Origin of the sequence: Nostoc sp. LPT, from assembly GCF_017115165.1 — a bacterium.
Classification (GTDB): domain Bacteria; phylum Cyanobacteriota; class Cyanobacteriia; order Cyanobacteriales; family Nostocaceae; genus Nostoc.
In genome coordinates, this window is sequence record NZ_JABXKF010000090.1 from 66521 (window position 1) to 85149 (window position 18629).

The window sequence follows — 18629 nt, forward strand, 5'->3', positions numbered from 1 at the left end:
TTATGGATATACGTAAAATCCTTTACCACTTTTTCTACCGTACAACCCTGCATCTACCATTTTCTTGAGTAAAGTACATGGTCTGTACTTGCTATCATTAAAGCTTTCATACAAAACTTCAATGGAAAATAAAATCGTGTCTAGCCCAATTAAATCTGCTGTTTCTAAAGGTCCCATTTTGTGACCAAAACAGCCTTTAAAGATTTTGTCCACATCTTCTGCTGTAGCAACTTGGTCTTGCAATAGAAAAACAGCTTCGTTAATAGTTAACATCAAAACGCGGTTGGAAACAAAACCCGGTGAATCATTGACAATGATGCACTCTTTACCCATCTGAGCCAGCATTTGTTTTGCCGTTTCAATTGTTGCCTCAGAGGTATAATATCCACGAATCATCTCCACCATCGGCTTCATTGGTACAGGATTCATAAAGTGGATACCAACAACTTTATCGGCACGCTTGGTGACTGAAGCTATACGGGTAATGGGAATTGCTGATGTGTTAGCAGCGAATACGCAATCTGCTGGACAAATAGAATCTATTAGGGGATAGACCTCTCTTTTAATATGCCATTTTTCGGTGACATTTTCAACTACAAAGTCTGCACCATCTAAAATTTTATAGTTTGTCGAAAACTCTATTTTTCCGAGGATACTATCTGCAGTTTCTGTATTGTCACTTTTTTTGAAAAAACCCTGGAAACGGATATTATTCCTGATTTCGTGTTTAGCTTTATCGAGGATATCTTCAGAAATATCTACTAGAACAACTTGATGACCTGTTTGAGCGAGGTTTTGTGCAACCCCTATTCCCATCACCCCCGCACCAACAACACCTACTGTTTGAATATTCATGATTTCAACTAACCTCCATTTACATGTTCTTGTACTTAAGCTAGTAAGTGATTAGGAATAGTATTCACTTATGGTCTTAGTACAATTAAGCGCTGCGACCATAATTCCATTAGATCATGAATGATGTCTTTAGCTTTTCCTTCTTCTGTCTCACGATATTTATTGAGGAGGTTCTCTATAGTCTTCTCACTGTTCGCTAAGGTCAAAACATCAAACACTTCGGCTGATACCTCTCGCTGAAATTCCTGATTATAGCTGTTCTTAATATAAAAGTACTTGTCAAACTTTTCCTGTGAATCAAACTTCTTAACCTGATGCAACGAAATATGAAGCGGAAGAAAAAGCTTAAGAGACATATAATTCCACCATGATACATCCTTTTTTCTGATCAGGTAATCTCCCACAACGGTATAGTCTAATCCTGTAGTTAAAAAACAAACTACAGCATCTTCAACAGAATCTACAATTGGTTCAACATTGTTATTAAATGACGTATTAAGCAAAATTGGAATGCCTGTCAATTGTTTAAATGAGTTAATTAAATCCCAATATTTTTTGTTTGTTTTTTGTGATACAGTTTGGATTCTAGCTGTTCCATCAACATGAGTCACGGCCCCTAACATTTGACGTTTATCTTCTCTGACATTAACTACAAATATCATGAATGGGAGTTGTTTTTGATTATGTGGAACTTCAAAGAATTCATCCACATCTTCTTCTAAAACAGACGGAGCAAAAGGTCTGTAGCCTTCCCGCTTCTTGATCATTTTGTTAATACGAGTTTTATTTTCTTCTGGGCGGGGATCTCCAAGAATACTTCTATTCCCCAAAGCTCTTGGTCCAAATTCAGAACGACCTTGAACCCATCCCACAACATAACCACTTGCTAGTAACTTTGCTGTCTGTTCCGGAACATTGTCCAATTTCTCGAATGCAATAAAATCTTGCCATTGCGTCAATTGGTTTAAAACAGAGGAAGAACTCCCGATATCTGTTCCCCAGTACACATGCTCAAGCTGAGACGACTTCTTAGCCATTGGATTGGCATTATAGTACGCATATAAAGCTGCGCCTAACGCGCAACCAGCATCGTGAGCCGCAGGCTGAACAAATACATTTTCAAACATTCCAGAGCGCAAGATTTTTCCATTAAGAGTACAGTTATGAGCTACTCCTCCTGCCATACATAGGTTTTTCTGTTTAGTTTCCTGTTGATAGTATTGAATTACATGAAAAGCTATATTCTCCAAGGCTTCTTGAAGTGATGCGGCAATATCCTTATGCGTTTGCGTGAAGGGTTCCCCTTTCCGACGTGGCATCCCTAAATCAAAGAGTGAGATTATCTTGTCGGAGTGAATCACATAGTCTCCGTTGGGAAATAACGTATATAGTGTTTGGAATAAATTTCTATATTTTTCTGGATCTCCATAAGGAGCTAGTCCCATCACTTTATATTCATCGAATAGGGTGTAACCTAAAAAACCTATTACGTTATCATAAAACTGACCAAGAGATTTCGATTCAGGAATGTCGGTTATGTGCTTAAGTATTGTGCCCTCTCCCTCAAAAACCATACCAGAAATATTTTCTCCCTCCCCATCAAAAGTTGTAACAAGAGTGCTTTCATAACCAGAAAGTGCCAGTGCGCTCATTGCATGTGCATGATGATGATGAACAAAACAAAGTTTATCTGGATCTATTTCAGAGTTTAATCCCCTGCAAAAAACGTTCTGAACAAAGATTATAGGGTCAATTATTGGTAGCGCCGAGTCATTTCCTAGAGAATGTAGTTTCAGGCCCATCTCGAAGGTTTTCTTTGAGCAGTAATAGGCAATTAGGTCTACTTCCTCTAATTGTATGCCTTTACTTTTCAAGCATAAACGTAATGATTCGCTGGGAAACTTGTTCGTATGCTTTATTCGATTGAGCCTTTCTTCCTCGATTGCAAAAATAACTTCTCCATCCTCAACTAAAACAATCGCTGAGTCGTGACATAATGCTATCGATCTGTCATAATTCTCGTGAACAAGGTTGGGTCCTCCAGAAATTCCTAAAACTAGCATTTTTACTACCTCAGTATTCTCTAGCAGTTGATAAACATTTGATTTGTGAGATGTTACGTGAGGATTGTCCCTGGTCATTTGTCATTAGTCTTTTGTGATTACAAATGACCAAAAACAAATGATGAGCCTCACAAGTCTTCTTATAATTCATTTAGAATTGCTATAGTTTTACAATTGCATGTCGGCAGTTGTATTTCTTTCCCTAGTTGTATTAATTTCGTCTTCAGATAACCCTTCCAACTCTTCTATGAAAATTTCTTCAATAACCAAAGCTAACTCGGCGACAGTTGGTGCTTCAAAGAGAGAACGAACAGATAGTTCTATCTGGAAATTTTTACGAAGCTGAGAAATTAATACGGTTCCTATTAAGGAGTCTCCTCCTAACTCGAAGAAGTTGTCATGAATGCCTACCTGCTCAATCCCTAGTAATTCTTGATAGATATCAGCAACCCTAGACTCGCTCTGACTGGTAGGAGCAACATAAGCATTTTTCAGTTGGGGTCTTTGGTGTGCTGATTTAGATATGTTGGTCTTCTCTAGGACTTCTAAGGAAAATTTCTGTTCAACCTCAGTTAGTAAATCCTGGGTTAATACAACTATCTGAGGCACCGTGCTACTGAACAGAATCCGTCTAAATGCCTCAATGCCTTCTTCTGGTCTCATTCCTGGCGCAATCTCTTTCTTTGTTATTGCCCTATACTGTGCTTCAACGGCTACTGCCGTTCCTAAATTGCTCCATCTATCCCAGTCAATGGCTCTGGTAAAGTTGCCGTATTTAGAGACACTGTAGTGAGCGAACGCGTCAATAAAGGCATTTTCAGCAATGTAGTCTACCATACCCACTACAGGTTGAAATGTACTACTTGATGAACAGAGTACAAAGAAATCCAGTTTGGCATTCTTAAAGAGAATATCGAGGATTCGTGTTCCCTTAACTTTCGGTGCAAGAGCATTTGCTGCTGCTGCTTTCGTTTTTAGTTGAATAAGACCTCCCCCTGGAACTACTGCGGCATGAATCACCCCATGAATCTGACCAAATTGATGATTGGCCTGAGCGATCGCAGCCGACATTTGTTCAAGGTTGGCAACATCGGCGCTGACTACCAATACCTCTGCACCCAACGCCTCGATCGCTTGTAATTTTCGGATTTTACAGCTGATGCTGTCGGATTCATCATGAGTGGATAGCCATTGTAACCACTTGTTGCGATCGGGAAAAGCTGAACGCCCAGTCAGTACCAGTTTTGCTTTTACAGTCTGTGCCAGATACTCGGCCAGTAGTAGACCAACGCCTCCTAATCCACCCGTAATCAGATAGACTCCCCCTTGGTTTAAGCGTGGTTTTCCTTCAACAGTTTTATGCAGTCGGATTGGCTCAAAGGTCTGTACCCAGCGATGATTGCCACGGTAGGCGATAATCTGATCAGATGGTTGAGTAGTGAGTTCTGTCAGTAGCTGGTCTACTAGTTTATCCCCTTGCCAACTTTCTAGTTCGGGAATAACGACATCAATACTACGACAGTTTATATTTGGGTACTCTATCGGAATCATTTTACAGGGCCCGAGAACTAGTGCTTTCTCTGGAGACAGCACCTCTTCACCTGTTAATTCCTGCATATTATTTGACACGATTCCAATTTCAAGGGAATCTGTAAGATTTTGTTCTCCAATTGCCTGCGCTAGAAATAGCAAGCTGTAAAAGTCTAAATTTTGAGAGTCTACCGATTCAAGTCCTAATTTTATATGATCAGGTGGTGTAACACTCCATAAATAAACAATTATTTTTGGGGTCAAGTCCAGGGTGCAAAGTTCTTTGAGTAGGGTGTTGTAGTCATCCCGTTGCTGAGGATTGATCGTATATACGTGTTGATCAAGTCCATCTGTAGAAGATTTGCTCTCGCTACGAAATTGCTCTCCCATCTTGACAGTAATAACATTCTGGTTCTCAAGTTTGAGTCGCTTCACTATTTGGGCACCCAAGCCGCACTCATCGAGAAATACTAACCAGCATCTTGGCTGAGTCAATTTAAAAGGCTGGGGCGGCATTGAGCGTTTCCAGGATGGGATATAGAACCAGTCAGCAATGTCCGGCTTTTTATCTGACAAGACTTGAGGCATCTTGTCAACATCTTTTTGATCGACTAAAGCTGTAAATGCTGCTGGTGCTGATAATGCTGTTGACGAAGAAGCCTGAGCAATAAAGACATGTTCCCCAAAGGCTTCAAATTCAGAGAAAGCTGCCACCTCAATAAAACCACAGGAGTTTAGTGCTTCCTGCCACTGCTCTTTTGATAAAAATGGATTAGCCATGTTGCGGCTGCCTTTTTCATCTTCTATGGGATTCATGATTAGAGCATCAATCATGTCCGACTCTGGTCTAGGTTGAGTGATCTCCCAGAGCAGTAAGAAGCCTCCAGGAGCTAATAAAGAGTGAACATACTGAAGGGTTTCTTTGATGTTGCGGGCTATGTGCAATACATTGACAGCTACCACTACGTCAAAGCTGTGGCTATTGTACCCCTGGTCTTGAGGCGATCGCTCGATGTCTAGTAAGCCATATTGGACAAAAGGATACGCACTAAACTTATTTTTGGCTTCTTTGACAAAAAAACCGCCCACATCGGTAAAAGTATAGTTTGTTTGCTGGGACGATAACACAGGTAGCAATTCCACCGTGGCGATCCCAGTTCCACCGCCGATTTCTAAAATTCTTAGATTCACGTCTGCGGGTAAAGCCATTGCCAGCTTTTCCACCATTGCCCGCATAATGCTTCTTAAGTAAACCTCAGAGGGCAAGTATTGTCGAGAAATTTCTCCTTCCTTGACTAATGTAGCAACATGCAACTCCAATGGTTCTTTTTGACCAGTAAGCACAGCTACCAGATTTTCACCAAATATCTGGATCAGGTTTATATCTTGAGGTGTATCTGCCCATCTGACTCTGACTTCTTCTAGAATAGTGTGGATATGGTCTGTTGATGATGATAAAAAGTTGGTAAATAGGCCTTCCTCTTGGTGTAACTGACCTTGCTCTACCAGTACTTCCAGCCACCTACACAACAATTCACGGTATTTAGGAATAATAGAACATTGCTCAAATAATTCCTCAATAGAATACTTTTTAGCTAGATCGCTAAATGCACCTAAACGCTTCAGGGCAAGGCTCATGTAAGCAGTACATAAACGATCTAACCATTGTTTGTTTGCTCGATAAGTTTGATCGTCAAATTCCAAGCTCCCTTGAATCGCTTGCATCTGAGCAGCCTCTACTAGAGATTTCCAAAGCTCTGATGCTGTTGGTCTTGGGTGGATCTGTCTGGCTGAGGGTAATGGTTGTTGTAGTTCAATCCAGTAACGTTGGCGCTCAAAGGGATAAGTTGGTAAGGGAAGGCGATGACGGCGCTCATTGGCATAAAAACCCGACCAATCAATCTGGACTCCTGAGAGCCACAACTGACCTAATGTCTTAAGTAAGAAAGCCAAATCTGGCTGTCGCTCGTAGGAATGCCGGAGCGAGGGCAGTATAACTTGATCTGTAGAGGAGCCGTTATCCAAACACTGTAAAGCTAAGCTGCTCAGTGTCTGTCCCGATCCCACCTCCAACAGAATCGGATTTTGTTTTTTCCACAATTGTTGAACTCCATCTGCAAAACGCACAGTTTCGCATAGATGCCTTGCCCAGTATGTGGGATCTGTAGCTTCGGCGGCTGTAATCCAGGTTCCCGTGACATTAGATAAATAGGGAATTTTGGGTGGCTGGAGACTGACAGTTTTTACCAAGTCGGTGAAGGCTTGTGCGATCGCATCCATCATGTTTGAATGAAAAGCATGGGAAGTTTGCAAACGCCGACAGGCTAATCCCCTTTGAGTCAACTTGCTTTCTAATTCATCCACAGCCTCTATGACGCCAGCAATTACGCACTGTTGCGAACCGTTGATTGCTGACAAACAAAGATTCTCATTCAACAGCGGACGCACCTCTTCTTCTGAAAGGGGGACAGCCAACATTGCGCCACTTGGTAATTCCTGAATCATTTGCGCTCTTTTAGCGACAAGAGTCAGAGCATCTTCAACAGACAACACCCCTGCCAATGTAGCCGCAACGTATTCACCGATGCTGTAGCCAATCATTGCTCTAGGACGAATTCCCCATGACATCCACAACTGGGCCAAGGCGTACTCAATCACAAAAACAGCTGGCTGAGTCAGAGCGGTTTGATTGAGTTTTTCAGTGGCTACATCTGTTTGTTCGACGCCACGACCTAACATTTTTCGCAAATCTAACCCAGCAGCAAAAGTATTTTGTTTTTGCTGACTGTCATTCTCACTGTTTCTACTGGGATACAGGATATCTCGCAAATCTTGATTAACAAGCGGTTTGAGAAATTCACAACAATAGTCAATTTGTTGGCGAAATGTCAGTTCAACTTGGTAAAGTTCAAGAGCCATATTGACATATTGAGTACCAAGCCCTGGAAACATGAAGGCTAGGGAACGTTCTTCAGTTTGTTGAACATTGACAAGTAAGCGCTTTGGATCTTCAAGTGCAGCGATCGCATCTGCAATATCTTGACAAACAACTGTCTGCCGATACTCAAAAGCTTGTCGTCCACACTGCAAGGTGTAAGCAACATCTGCGAGGTTTAAATCAGGATGCTGTTTGAGGAAATCTACCAGATTGACAGTAGCGCTTTTTAATGCTGTGTCTGTTTTGGCTGAAAGTACTAATAACTGCCAAGGACGAGAAGGGCTAGATTTTGGCAGGATTGGAGCTTGTTCTAAAATTACGTGAGCATTAGTCCCACCTATACCCAAAGAACTCACACCTGCACGGCGAGGGGTATGAGTAGTTTTCCATTCCCTCAGCTTGGTGTTGACGTAAAAAGGACTGTTGGCAAAATCAATTTGTGGATTCGGTTCTTCAAAATTTAAGCTGGGGGGTATTTGTTGATGTTTGAGAGCCAAAACAGTTTTGATTAAACTTGTAACTCCTGCTGCTGCATCCAAATGACCAATATTCGTTTTCACTGAACCGATTGCACAAAATCTCTTTTTATCTGTACTTTCACGAAACACATTGGTTAAAGCAGAAATTTCAATCGGATCGCCTAAGACAGTTCCTGAACCGTGAGCTTCTATATAGCTAATGGTTTCAGGTTCCACCCCAGCCAAAGCCAGTGCTTCTGCGACTACATCTGCTTGTCCGTTTACACTGGGTGCTGTATAACCGATTTTACCAGAACCATCGTTATTGATAGCACTACCTTTAATTACAGCATATATATTGTCACCATCGGCGATCGCCTCAGACAACCGCTTCAAAACTACAATTCCTACACCATTACCAATAATCGTTCCCTTGGCTTTAGCATCAAAGGCGCGACAGTGGCCGTCAGGTGATAGAACACCGCCTTCTTGATACAAATACCCTGTTTTTTGGAGAATATTAATCGATACTCCCCCCGCTAAAGCCATATCGCATTGGTAATTTAATAGACTTTGGCAAGCTAGAGAAGTTGCAACTAAGGAAGTAGAACAAGCAGTTTGTACTGTCAGACTTGGGCCTGTAAGATTTAATTTATAGGAAACGCGAGTCGCTAGGAAATCTTTATCGTTACCAATTCCTTTTTGAAAAATGCTAGCTAATGAAGCGCGATCGCTCTTTAAATCCAATGATAAATAATTATTTGAACTAGCACCAGCATAAACTCCAATCCGGCTTTCGCAACGTTGGGAATCATAGCCAGCATTTTCTAATGCCTCCCATGCACACTCCAAAAATAAACGATGCTGTGGGTCTGTAATTTCTGCTTCTTTAGGGTTAAAGCTGAAGAATGAAGCATCAAATAAATCTACATTTTTTAAGACAGCAAGGCTTTTTACATAACTAGGATTATTAAGTAATTCTGGGTCAATTCCAGCATCAAGTAATTCTGCATCTGTAAAAGTAGATATTGATTCTACTCCAGAGCATAAATTTTCCCAAAAACTTTTAATACTATTAGCACCGGGAAAACGTCCTGATATGCCAATAATTGCAATTTCTTGTATTGATTCGTAACTATTCATTACTCCTATCTTACCTCATTAAATTACACATTTTCTTAGAGCAAACGACTAGCCACTACAACTTTACCCAACCAAGGAAATTCCAACAACAACCCTAAAATATTACCTATTATTGGATTTACCTCATTTGCCGCATGTAAAACCATCTCGAAATTCCACTCATTGACTGTGTTTATGCCCAAAGCAATCGTGGTTTCAAGGTTTTCCGCTTGATGCCACCACATAGACGGAATATATAAAAGTTCTCCTGGAGTTAGGATAAATTCCACTGGTGTTACATTGGTATACAATGGAAATTTTTCTAAATCTGGTTTAAAAGCATCAACTTCCCCATCGTAGACAAATTCTTGTTGATCGGGTGGTATTAAGATTAATCGCTTCTGTCCATAAATTCCTGCTAGCCATCCTTGTGTACAAAACGAATCAATGTGAAGCCCTACTGATGACTCTTTACGACCTATAATAAGATAGATATATTGTTGAAACCCATATTTATTAAACAGTTCTTCTGGGAAAGTTTCTAATAAATTATGGCAATAAACTGGAACTTCGCAATCTTCGTAAAGCTCTGGATGTTCAAACATATGAAAGTCGAAAAGGTAGAGTGATTGTTCGGTATCACCTTTCTCTAGATAATCTATATAATCCGCAATAGTTATTGATATATTAGTTCCATTATTTCTATCTCTCACACCATCAGTTTTTACTGACCCATATTTATCTCTGAAGAAATTTAAAGTCTACTTTGCTGAAGCTTTCCAATTTTTAACTATATCAGTAATAATGACTGGCTTGCCAATAGATGCATACTCTTTAACAAATTCTTCGTATGATAGATTGCTGCGACGCTCAATATAATCAATTGGTGTCCATATTAACTTACGTTGATTTTTGAGTAATATTCTCTTCAGTAAATATGCACTTATCAGTATTATTAAAATAAATATAAATGTCACAAAACTTGAGACAAGAATAATTGGAACCCCAAAAATAAATGAGTGCAAAGTAGTAGTCAAATTTGCTATTTGCATAGTTTTGCGGAGAGTCCTTTTTACTTATTTACGTGACTTACGAGTTTGCTTTTGTCGGTTTAGAGCCAATTTCTGTTTTTCAGATCGGTTATGGATCTCTTTAAAGGAATGTTGTTTTGGCTGTTCTTGACTAAGATGTTTTGCCAACAAACTGATACTAGGATATTGAAACATTTCTACTACTGAGATATCGCGTTGCAGTTGTTCTCGTAGTTGCGCGTTTACCTGAGAAATCAGTAAAGAATGACCGCCTAAATCGAAAAAGTTATCGTTAATACTAACTTTTTCAACACCGAGTACTGTTTGCCACGTACTAGCAATGGTCTGCTGTAGCTCTGTTTCGGGAGCCACATAAAGGTTGTTGTGGGTAGAGTAACTTTCTGGCAACGGTAAAACGCGACGATTTACCTTGCCATTGGGGGTCAAAGGGAGTGCGTCTAAGAATATAAAAGCCGTTGGCACCATGTATTCAGGTAGTTTTTCTCTGAGGAAATCTCGGAGTTGAGGTACTCGTTCACGCACTAAGCTTCCTTGCCAGGGAGTATTAGCGTAATCGTGCCAAGGACGGGATGAAGCAGGTACAGTAGCAGGCAAACAGAAATACTGAGTAGCATTAGGTATAGAGTGCGTGAAGATCACGTCATAGCGATCGCCTGCACCATTACCTGACCAAGTAATTTGGACTGAGTAAGGGAAGTCTTTTTCTAATGCCCAGAAGACTTCTGGCTCTACGCCTTGATTTTCAAGGGAGCTTAAAACCTGCTTAATCTCGCCTACAGTTTCTGTTGCCTCACTATTTCCCAACCACTGCACGAGCTGAAGGTCTGCAATCACACGGGCATTCGGTACACCAGTAAGACCTAAAAATTGGGGCGCAGTTTCTCCTAAGATGCGGCAGACTGAGGATAGGGTTAAATCTTCTTTGTTCCAATCGAGCCAGCTGATTTCCGTTGTTGAAGGTGCTTTATCGTCCACATGGAGAATGACATCATAACGGAATTTGGTTAATTCATTCTGGGAACAACCACGCTCTAGCAAAATATCAACATGACTAATTTTAGGTAGATGCTGTTTGAGGGCAGTAAAGAAAGCGGGATCGATGACTAATTGTTTTTCCTCGAACAACTGTTTTTGCACACGCTGTTGCAATGTTTCTCTAGAGAGAGTTTCTGATGCCCGATAAAGTTGAACTGAGGCGTGGAATGCTTCCAATAAAGGCAGACTGCGAATATCTCCTAGAAAAATGAAGCCACCTGGTTCTACAGCATTGACTGCTTTTTCCAGAACCTGTAGCAAATAGTCAATGCTTGGGAAGTACTGAGCCACAGAGACAATTAACACCGCATCAAAGCTATTCTCTGCCACATCGTCAAAATCTGAAGCGCTTCTCTGGCTGAGTGTGACTCCTGCTAATGGCTGTTCTAGGGTGTCTAACTGCTGTTGGAGAACTTGGAGGGCATTTTGTGATGGGTCTGTTGCCCAGTACTGTTGGCAATGAGGCGCAATGCTCAAAACCATAAGGCCGCTACCCCCACAACCGATTTCTAAAACCCGATTGGGCTGCAAAGCCAAGATGCGCCCGGTGGTTTGCTCCATCCACTCGCGCACTTCTTCGTCTGGGATAGATGCCCCTGTATAGCTGCTTTCCCAACCTTTGATATAGAAGCCGGAGTGTTGAGTGGTATCAAACTTTTTATAGAGGCTATCAAAAACACTTTGCCACTGCAAGGTTTGCTGAATGTCTAACGCTTCTATCGTTTCCAGTTGATACTGTCCGACAATATAAGCAATCAAGCGCTGATGGTCTAAGTCGTCATTGTGAGCAACAACCACCGCTTCCCGAACGCTTGGGTGTTGATTTAGTAAAGCTTCTATTTCTCCTAATTCAATGCGGAAACCCCGAATCTTGACTTGATGATCGATGCGTCCGAGAAATTCCAGGTTGCCATTGCTGAGGTAGCTAACTAAGTCGCCTGTCTGATAAAGACGCTCCCCAGGTTTTGAACTGTAGGGGTTAGGAATAAACTTTTCTGCTGTTAAGTCTGGTCGGTTGAGGTAGCCTCGAGCAACACCGACACCTCCAATGTACAATTCACCAGGAGTTCCTACAGGTACGAGTTGTAGATAAGGATCGAGGATGTAGGTTTGGACTTGGGGAATAGGTTTGCCAATCGGCACTTCGTCCGCTGTCGATACTGATAAGTCACACAGTGTAGCTACAATCGTTGTTTCTGTAGGCCCGTAGGTGTTGACAAGGCGTACTCGTTGACCAACCTGCTGCTGCCATGTTGTCAGGTGTTTTCTATTGGCTTTTTCGCCACCAATGATCGCTAATCGCAGAGAATCGGGAAGTGCCAAATTGGCTGTTGCTAATTCAGCGGTAACTTGATGCCAAAAGGCGGTAGGCAAATCTAGGACTGTTATCCCCCAATCACGACAATGCTGTAAAAATTGAGGCGTCGAACTTAACATCTCATCTGTACGCAGTATGAGAGTAGCACCACAGATCAGACAGGGAAAGATTTCTTCTGCAGCAGCATCAAAGCTGATGGAAGCAAATTGCAGCACTCTATCGCTTGCTTCTAGTTCGTATTCTAAACAGGCAATTTCGGCATAACTCGCCAAAGAGCGATGCTGAATAGTCACGCCCTTGGGAGTTCCCGTGGAGCCAGAGGTGTAAATAATATAGACAAGGTTTTCTGGTTGGGTCTGATTGATAAGATTTTCCTGGCTTTCTTCGGCTATAGCGCTCTTGTTTGTATCAAGGCACACGACTTGTGACTGAAGTGCAGGCAGAACAGCTACCAGTGATTGCAGGGTCAGAAGGACTGACACCTGAGCATCTCTCAAGATTAAAGCGAGACGTTCTTTTGGATAAGCAGGATCTAGAGGCACATACGCACCTCCAGCTTTGAGGATCGCCAAGAGTCCGATCGCCATCTCTAAAGAGCGCTGTATACAAATACCAACTCGCACTTCTGGCCCAACTGCAAGGGCTTTTAGATAATGTGCTAGCTGATTCGCACGCTGGTTCAATTCTGTGTAAGTTAAATGCTGGTTTTGAAATACCACTGCGATCGCATTTGGTGTCCGTTCTACCTGTGCCTCAAACAGTTGATGAATGCATTGTTCGGAGGAATTTGGAATTGGAGATTGATTCCTACTAAGTTGTAGTAACTCCTGACGATCTGCCGTGCTCAATAGTGGTAAGTCGGATAGCCGAGTTTGAGGATGAGCAGCAATGCCTGAGAGTAAATTCTGAAAATGCCTCAGCATTCGAGTAATGGTAGCATCATCAAATAGGTCAGTATTGTAATAGAAGGATGCCCCCACTTCTTGCTCTGTAATTTCAATAGACAGGCTCAAATCAAACTGCGCTGTTTCTGTTTCTATTTTTAACAACCTCAATGCCAAACCAGGTATTTCTGGTAACTGCGAGTAATCTTGGACATTGAACATCACTTGAAACAGCGGCGTCCGACTTGTATCCCGCTCTGGTTGCACTGCTTCTACTAGTTGGTCAAAGGGCAAATCCTGGTGTGTGTAAGCTCCTAAAGCGACCTTTTTTACCCGCGTCAGCAACTCAGCAAAAGTCGGGTTGCTGCTCATATCTGTACGTAGTACTAAAGTATTGACAAAAAAGCCAATCAACCCTTTTACTTCATCACGATTGCGGTTAGCGACAGGTGTTCCGACAGCAATATCATCTTGTCCTGTATAACGATAGAGAAAAGTCTGAAATGCTGCCAATAGCAACATGAACAGAGTTACGCCCTCTTGACGAGCGATCGCCTTCAGTTCCTTAATGACTGCTTCGGACAACTCGATAGATTGTTGAGCGCCGTGTGAAGTTTGCACCGTCGGTCGTGGCCGGTCAGTAGGTAGTTTTAATGCCGCTGGTATACCCTCAAGTTGTTGCTTCCAATAAGAGAGTTGAGTTTGGAGGATTTCCCCTTGTAGCCATTGCCGCTGCCAATGTGCAAAGTCTTTGTATTGGATCGAGATTTCCGCTAAAGGTGAAGCACTTCTGGTTAAAAATGCTTTGTAAAGTAATGCAATCTCTTGTAAAAAGACTTCAGTAGACCAGCCATCAGAGATGATGTGGTGCATCTCTAGCAAAAGAATATGCTCTTGCTGTGCTAGGCGCAAAAGTTTAGCACGTAATAATGGCTCGTGCGTTAGGTCAAAAGGTCGTTGACTTTCTTGAGTCAATAATTTTTGAACTGCAACATTGCTCTGTAATTCTATATTTATTACTGATAAAGATAATTTTAGGGAAGATGCAATAATTTGTACTGGCTGTCCGTTGACTGTTGTAAATGTGGTTCTTAAAGTCTCATGTCGCCGGATAATTTCATTCAGACTTTGTTCTAGTAAACTAATGTCAAGCTGACCTTTGAGATTAACAGCTAAGGAAATATTGTAAGCTGGGTTGCCTGGTTCTAATCGGTCGAGGAACCATAGTCTCTGCTGGGCAAAAGATAGGGGATATACTTCAGCTGGCTGAACTTGGCTAAGAGACTTTGAGCGGATGAAAGCTTCTGCTGTCATTTGAGCCAGTATTTTGGTGATGAGCGATCGCCCACTCATCCCTTCAAAAAAATCTGCTACCGATACTTCTACTTCTAAATCAAGCTCAATCCGGTTTTTCAACTCAAATACTTTTAAGGAATCAAGTCCCAGCGTGCTTAATGGTTCTTCGGGATTAATATCATCTGTTGCAATTGAAAGTACTCGCCCCAAGAGTTCAATCAGATATGATTCTAAAACTGGTTGACACTCCCTTGAGGAAAGTGCCAACAGTTCAGAACGCTGTAATTGAGTTTCGTTTCTCGCAATATCACTAATTTTGAGAATGTCACTTTCAACTATATTCAGTTCGCCATTTTGAAACTGAGTGCGAGTTGCACGACGTTGAATCTTACCGCTAGAAGTTTTAGGTATACTACCTGGTTTAATTAAAACTACACCATAAACTTGTACTTCATGTTCTTGGGCGATTCCTTGCCGAATTGCACTAGCTACTTCTGCTAAATTTGGCTTGGCGCGAAACTCTAATTCTTGTACTATTACTAGCCTTTCTTCGTTGTTCACCTCTACTGTAAATGCTGCATTAGCACCGGAACGTAAGGATGGATGACTGAATTCGGCGGTTAATTCTATATCTTGTGGGTAAAGATTGCGACCACGAATAATAATTAAATCTTTTACTCTACCTGTAATGAAAAGCTCACTATTGTCCAAAAAGCCTAAGTCACCAGTCCGTAAAAATGTCCCTTCTTTTGTGTCTTTCAGATAGGCGTGGAATGTTTGCTCTGTTTCTTCTGTTCGATTCCAATAACCCTGACCTACGCTCAGTCCAGATACCCAGATTTCCCCAACTTCATCTGATGAACAGCGAGTTAGTGTTTCAGAATTAACAATGACAATCTGCTGTTGAGGAATAGTTTGACCACAACTGACAAAGGTTTGGATATCTTGACTCTGGGCATTTGCTTCAACTATCTGGTTCTGCGAAAGTGCCGATTTCTCTACAGTTTTTACTTGGGCTAAGGCTGTTTTGATCCCACCAGAAACTATCAAAGTTGCTTCCGCCATGCCGTAACAGGGGTAGAATGCTTCTGCACGAAAGCCACACTCTGCAAAGGTGGTTGCAAACTTCTCAAGAGTATCTTGTCGGACTGGTTCAGCACCATTAAACGCAACACTCCAACTACTTAAGTCGAGAGTTTCTTTTTGTTCTTGAGTAATCCTTTGAATACATTGTTCATAAGCAAAGTTGGGGCCACCACTCGTTGTGCCTTTGTAGTGAGATATAGCTTGTAACCAGCGGTAAGGTCGTTGTAAAAAAGATGCTGGAGACATTAAGATACAAGGAAAAGCACCATACAAGGGTTGCAAAATCCCACCAATCAACCCCATATCATGGTAAACAGGCAGCCAGGATACAAACTTGCTGCTGGGTGAATGTTCCATCATTTGGTAAGTTACAGCGGCGTTGTGCAGCAGATTGCCATGACTGAGCATGACTCCCTTTGGTGTGCCTGTAGAACCTGATGTATATTGCAGAAAAGCTAGGGTATCCGCATTAATTGCAGGTTGCTGCCAAGAATCTTCTAGACCCTGTACGATGTTGTCAGTTGTCAGCCAGCGAAAATTTCCCTGTTTTGTTAGGAGTGTGAGTATTGATTGTAATGTGGGGAGCATTGCTGTTGTGGTGAGAGCAACACTTGCCTGTGCATCTGTGCTAATAGCTTGTATTCTGGGCGTTTTACGTTGATTGGAAGGCGGATAAGCTGGAATCGCCACTACCCCAGCATATAGACAACCGAAAAATGCGCTTAAGTAATCCAGTCCAGGAGGATACAGTAATATGGCACGTTTCCCACTCAAACCAAGAGCTTGGAGTTGAGCTGCTACAGCCCGACTGCGCCGATCCAATTCATGGTAAGTCAGAGTTAATTCCTGAGTCTCTCCATCTTCAAGGAAAGTGAATGCTTGTGTGTGTGGCATCTTGCAGCTGCGATCGCGCAGAATATCAACGATAGTCGCACACTGAGGGAGAATTTCTGGAATTTTATTGAGAAATTGACTCATTATTATGCCTCAGGTAATTCAGATGCACGCAAACAATAGTGGCAAAATTAACCTCATACTCACTCCTGACTGAACAAGGGTTTAAGTCAGTTTTTGTGGGTATCTTAGTTTAAAAATCTACTTAAATACAGCAAACATCAAACAGTCACAACTCTTTGTCGCTCAAAGTGCTGCTTTTACAGAATTTTTTAACTCAATTGGGAAAACTCTTGAATAGACCTGAATGTTGCTTTAGGTAAGACAGGGCGAAGTTAGTAAGTAAGCCATACAAGCTTCTATATTGCTAGTAATTTTCATTTAGACTTTCTTAGATTACTAGGGATTGTGGTATTTGGCAATCCTGTAATTAATAGCGAATAATTATCAATATTGGAAATATGTGTCGTTCTAGACTATTACTAAAATATTCTATGACTTTTGATAGATGTCAACGGCTGGAAAAAGCTAACTGCTTTCAACGACCTGACTTTGGCTGAAGATGAAATTCCGTAGTCTAAGGATAGTCTAATGGCTCAGTTGTTAATTGGCACTGTGCGTAGGCGTAGCTCGCCGCAGGCATCGCCTGACGACAACGTTCAAGACTAGGATCTCCCGCAAAAACTCGCCGATTTAGCTGATGAGCGATTTCGATCATATCCTTACTTGGTAGCCAGGGAAAAATTACTGTGTCCCCAGATGCCGAAAACATCTTGATTAGCTGTTCAATCAACTGCTCCTTTAAATCTGATTCAGGAAAGATAATCACAGTCTTCGCCCGTTCAATTAACCAATCATGATCCCAATCATCGGAGGTAATGGCAATGGCAAGAGCAGCAAAGGGTATGCGTTCGATAAATTGTGGTGAAGCTGTATCGCCACAGAACAGAAAATGTTGCTTTTCCAATAAAAACCAACCCGACTGAATTTCATCAGGATTCACAACAACAGGCGAAACTGAGGTAGCTTTTGCTACAGTAACTTCTAAAGCTGGTGTTTCAGCTTTAACTACCTGGTTGGGAATTATAGTCACAATCTCTAGCTTAGAAATCAGAGGCTGTGGTAGCTTAGGTAAAGCAGGAGCAGAGATAGACTGCGATTTATCGTCCTCAATTACTTGACGAATACTCTTATGAGTTAAAGTTTCGCCTTTATGAGCACGTTGCAGAATTTCCTCGCGGACGTTTTTTGGAGTTGATGGTGCTGCCAAAAGGTAGAGCGCAGATGTGGCAATATCTATATTGTGCAAGATTTGCAGGTTCAGCTAATGCTTCATAAACATTAATAAAATTGTAAGCTGTCCGTCGGCTCCAACCAAACTCAGCTTTCAGCCAAGTCTCAAACTGTCCGTGTTTGAGCCGAGAACGCACCTGGGCCAGCTTCTGACCAATTTCCCAAATATCCTGTGCTGAACGCCGTAAGCGCTCCTTAATTTCTCCTGTTCGTTGCTGAACAACAATTCGCTGTTCAGAATCCAAAATTTCATAGTCGAAGCCAGTGACTACTTGGCTCTGTTTTTTTAACTTGCTCACAATTTGTCTAGACTACTTTCTACATAAAATTTATCATAGTTAACTATAAGTTTATTCTCATCTGTGAAAGTTTGAAACTAAGTGTTTTTTGTCAATATGTCTAAATGTAGAAATAAATTTATTGAAAGCGGCATAGGGCACAAGAGGCAGAGGTCTAAGGCAGAGAGGAAAGACTTACTGCCTTAGACCTCTGCTCCCCATTCCCCTTTTGGACATGGTTTTTCATACAAGAAGAATAATCACGCTCAAGAAGGACAAGGATGAGGGAAGACGTTAAGTAAGTAGCTTGATATTTTCTAAAATTAATGATAATCTTTGTTATTAAGTAAATTTAGCAAGTCAAAACATCACCCTTTGGTGTCGGTCTACGTAGGAAGTTTAATCATAGCAACTTGCGATCCCATTCACCTTTATACTGGTCTGAGGAGTGGATGCGATCGCAGATGTCTATTAGTTTTGCAGCAGAAAATCTTGTGAATCAGGAAGAACCTTTTTGCTTTATGATT

At 41.6% G+C, this 18629-nt stretch carries 8 protein-coding genes; all 8 read right to left on the reverse strand.

Annotated elements, in window-relative coordinates; genetic code table 11:
- The 8 genes from HWQ58_RS18600 to HWQ58_RS18635 all read right to left on the reverse strand — a co-directional run bounded on the left by HWQ58_RS18600 (position 1) and on the right by HWQ58_RS18635 (position 18123).
- The gene (locus HWQ58_RS18600; protein WP_292865648.1) at positions 1-855 is read right to left on the reverse strand and encodes a 3-hydroxyacyl-CoA dehydrogenase NAD-binding domain-containing protein; all 855 of its coding nucleotides are present in this window, start codon (positions 853-855) and stop codon (positions 1-3) included.
- Between the two features lie 68 nt (positions 856-923).
- The gene (locus HWQ58_RS18605; protein ID WP_292865651.1) at positions 924-2996 is read right to left on the reverse strand and encodes a carbamoyltransferase C-terminal domain-containing protein; all 2073 of its coding nucleotides are present in this window, start codon (positions 2994-2996) and stop codon (positions 924-926) included.
- Positions 2997-3086: 90 nt separating this feature from the next.
- Positions 3087-8987: a type I polyketide synthase gene (locus tag HWQ58_RS18610; RefSeq protein ID WP_292865654.1), complete on the reverse strand. Its 5901-nt coding sequence runs from the start codon at positions 8985-8987 to the stop codon at positions 3087-3089.
- Between the two features lie 35 nt (positions 8988-9022).
- Positions 9023-9679 (reverse strand): cupin-like domain-containing protein, encoded by a 657-nt coding sequence (locus HWQ58_RS18615; protein ID WP_292865657.1) that lies wholly within the window; start codon positions 9677-9679, stop codon positions 9023-9025.
- Between the two features lie 48 nt (positions 9680-9727).
- Positions 9728-10018 (reverse strand): hypothetical protein, encoded by a 291-nt coding sequence (locus tag HWQ58_RS18620; protein WP_292865659.1) that lies wholly within the window; start codon positions 10016-10018, stop codon positions 9728-9730.
- Between the two features lie 24 nt (positions 10019-10042).
- The gene (locus HWQ58_RS18625; protein ID WP_292865662.1) at positions 10043-16615 is read right to left on the reverse strand and encodes a non-ribosomal peptide synthetase; all 6573 of its coding nucleotides are present in this window, start codon (positions 16613-16615) and stop codon (positions 10043-10045) included.
- 493 nt (positions 16616-17108) lie between these two features.
- Complete coding sequence (locus HWQ58_RS18630; protein ID WP_292865665.1) at positions 17109-17801, reverse strand: hypothetical protein; 693 nt, start codon at positions 17799-17801, stop codon at positions 17109-17111.
- A complete protein-coding gene (locus HWQ58_RS18635; RefSeq protein ID WP_292865668.1) occupies positions 17743-18123 on the reverse strand; it encodes a DUF3102 domain-containing protein in 381 nt (126 codons plus the stop codon). The genes HWQ58_RS18630 and HWQ58_RS18635 overlap by 59 nt, the downstream gene beginning before the upstream one ends.
- Between the last annotated feature and the right edge of the window lie 506 nt (positions 18124-18629).

What these genes read in the sequence shown, in the direction of transcription:
- HWQ58_RS18600 (WP_292865648.1), bottom strand. Translation starts at nt 855, where the DNA reads ATGAATATTCAAACAGTAGGTGTTGTTGGTGCGGGGGTGATGGGAATA.
- HWQ58_RS18610 (WP_292865654.1), bottom strand. Translation starts at nt 8,987, where the DNA reads ATGAATAGTTACGAATCAATACAAGAAATTGCAATTATTGGCATATCA.
- HWQ58_RS18605 (WP_292865651.1), bottom strand. Translation starts at nt 2,996, where the DNA reads ATGACCAGGGACAATCCTCACGTAACATCTCACAAATCAAATGTTTAT.
- HWQ58_RS18620 (WP_292865659.1), bottom strand. Translation starts at nt 10,018, where the DNA reads ATGCAAATAGCAAATTTGACTACTACTTTGCACTCATTTATTTTTGGG.
- HWQ58_RS18625 (WP_292865662.1), bottom strand. Translation starts at nt 16,615, where the DNA reads ATGAGTCAATTTCTCAATAAAATTCCAGAAATTCTCCCTCAGTGTGCG.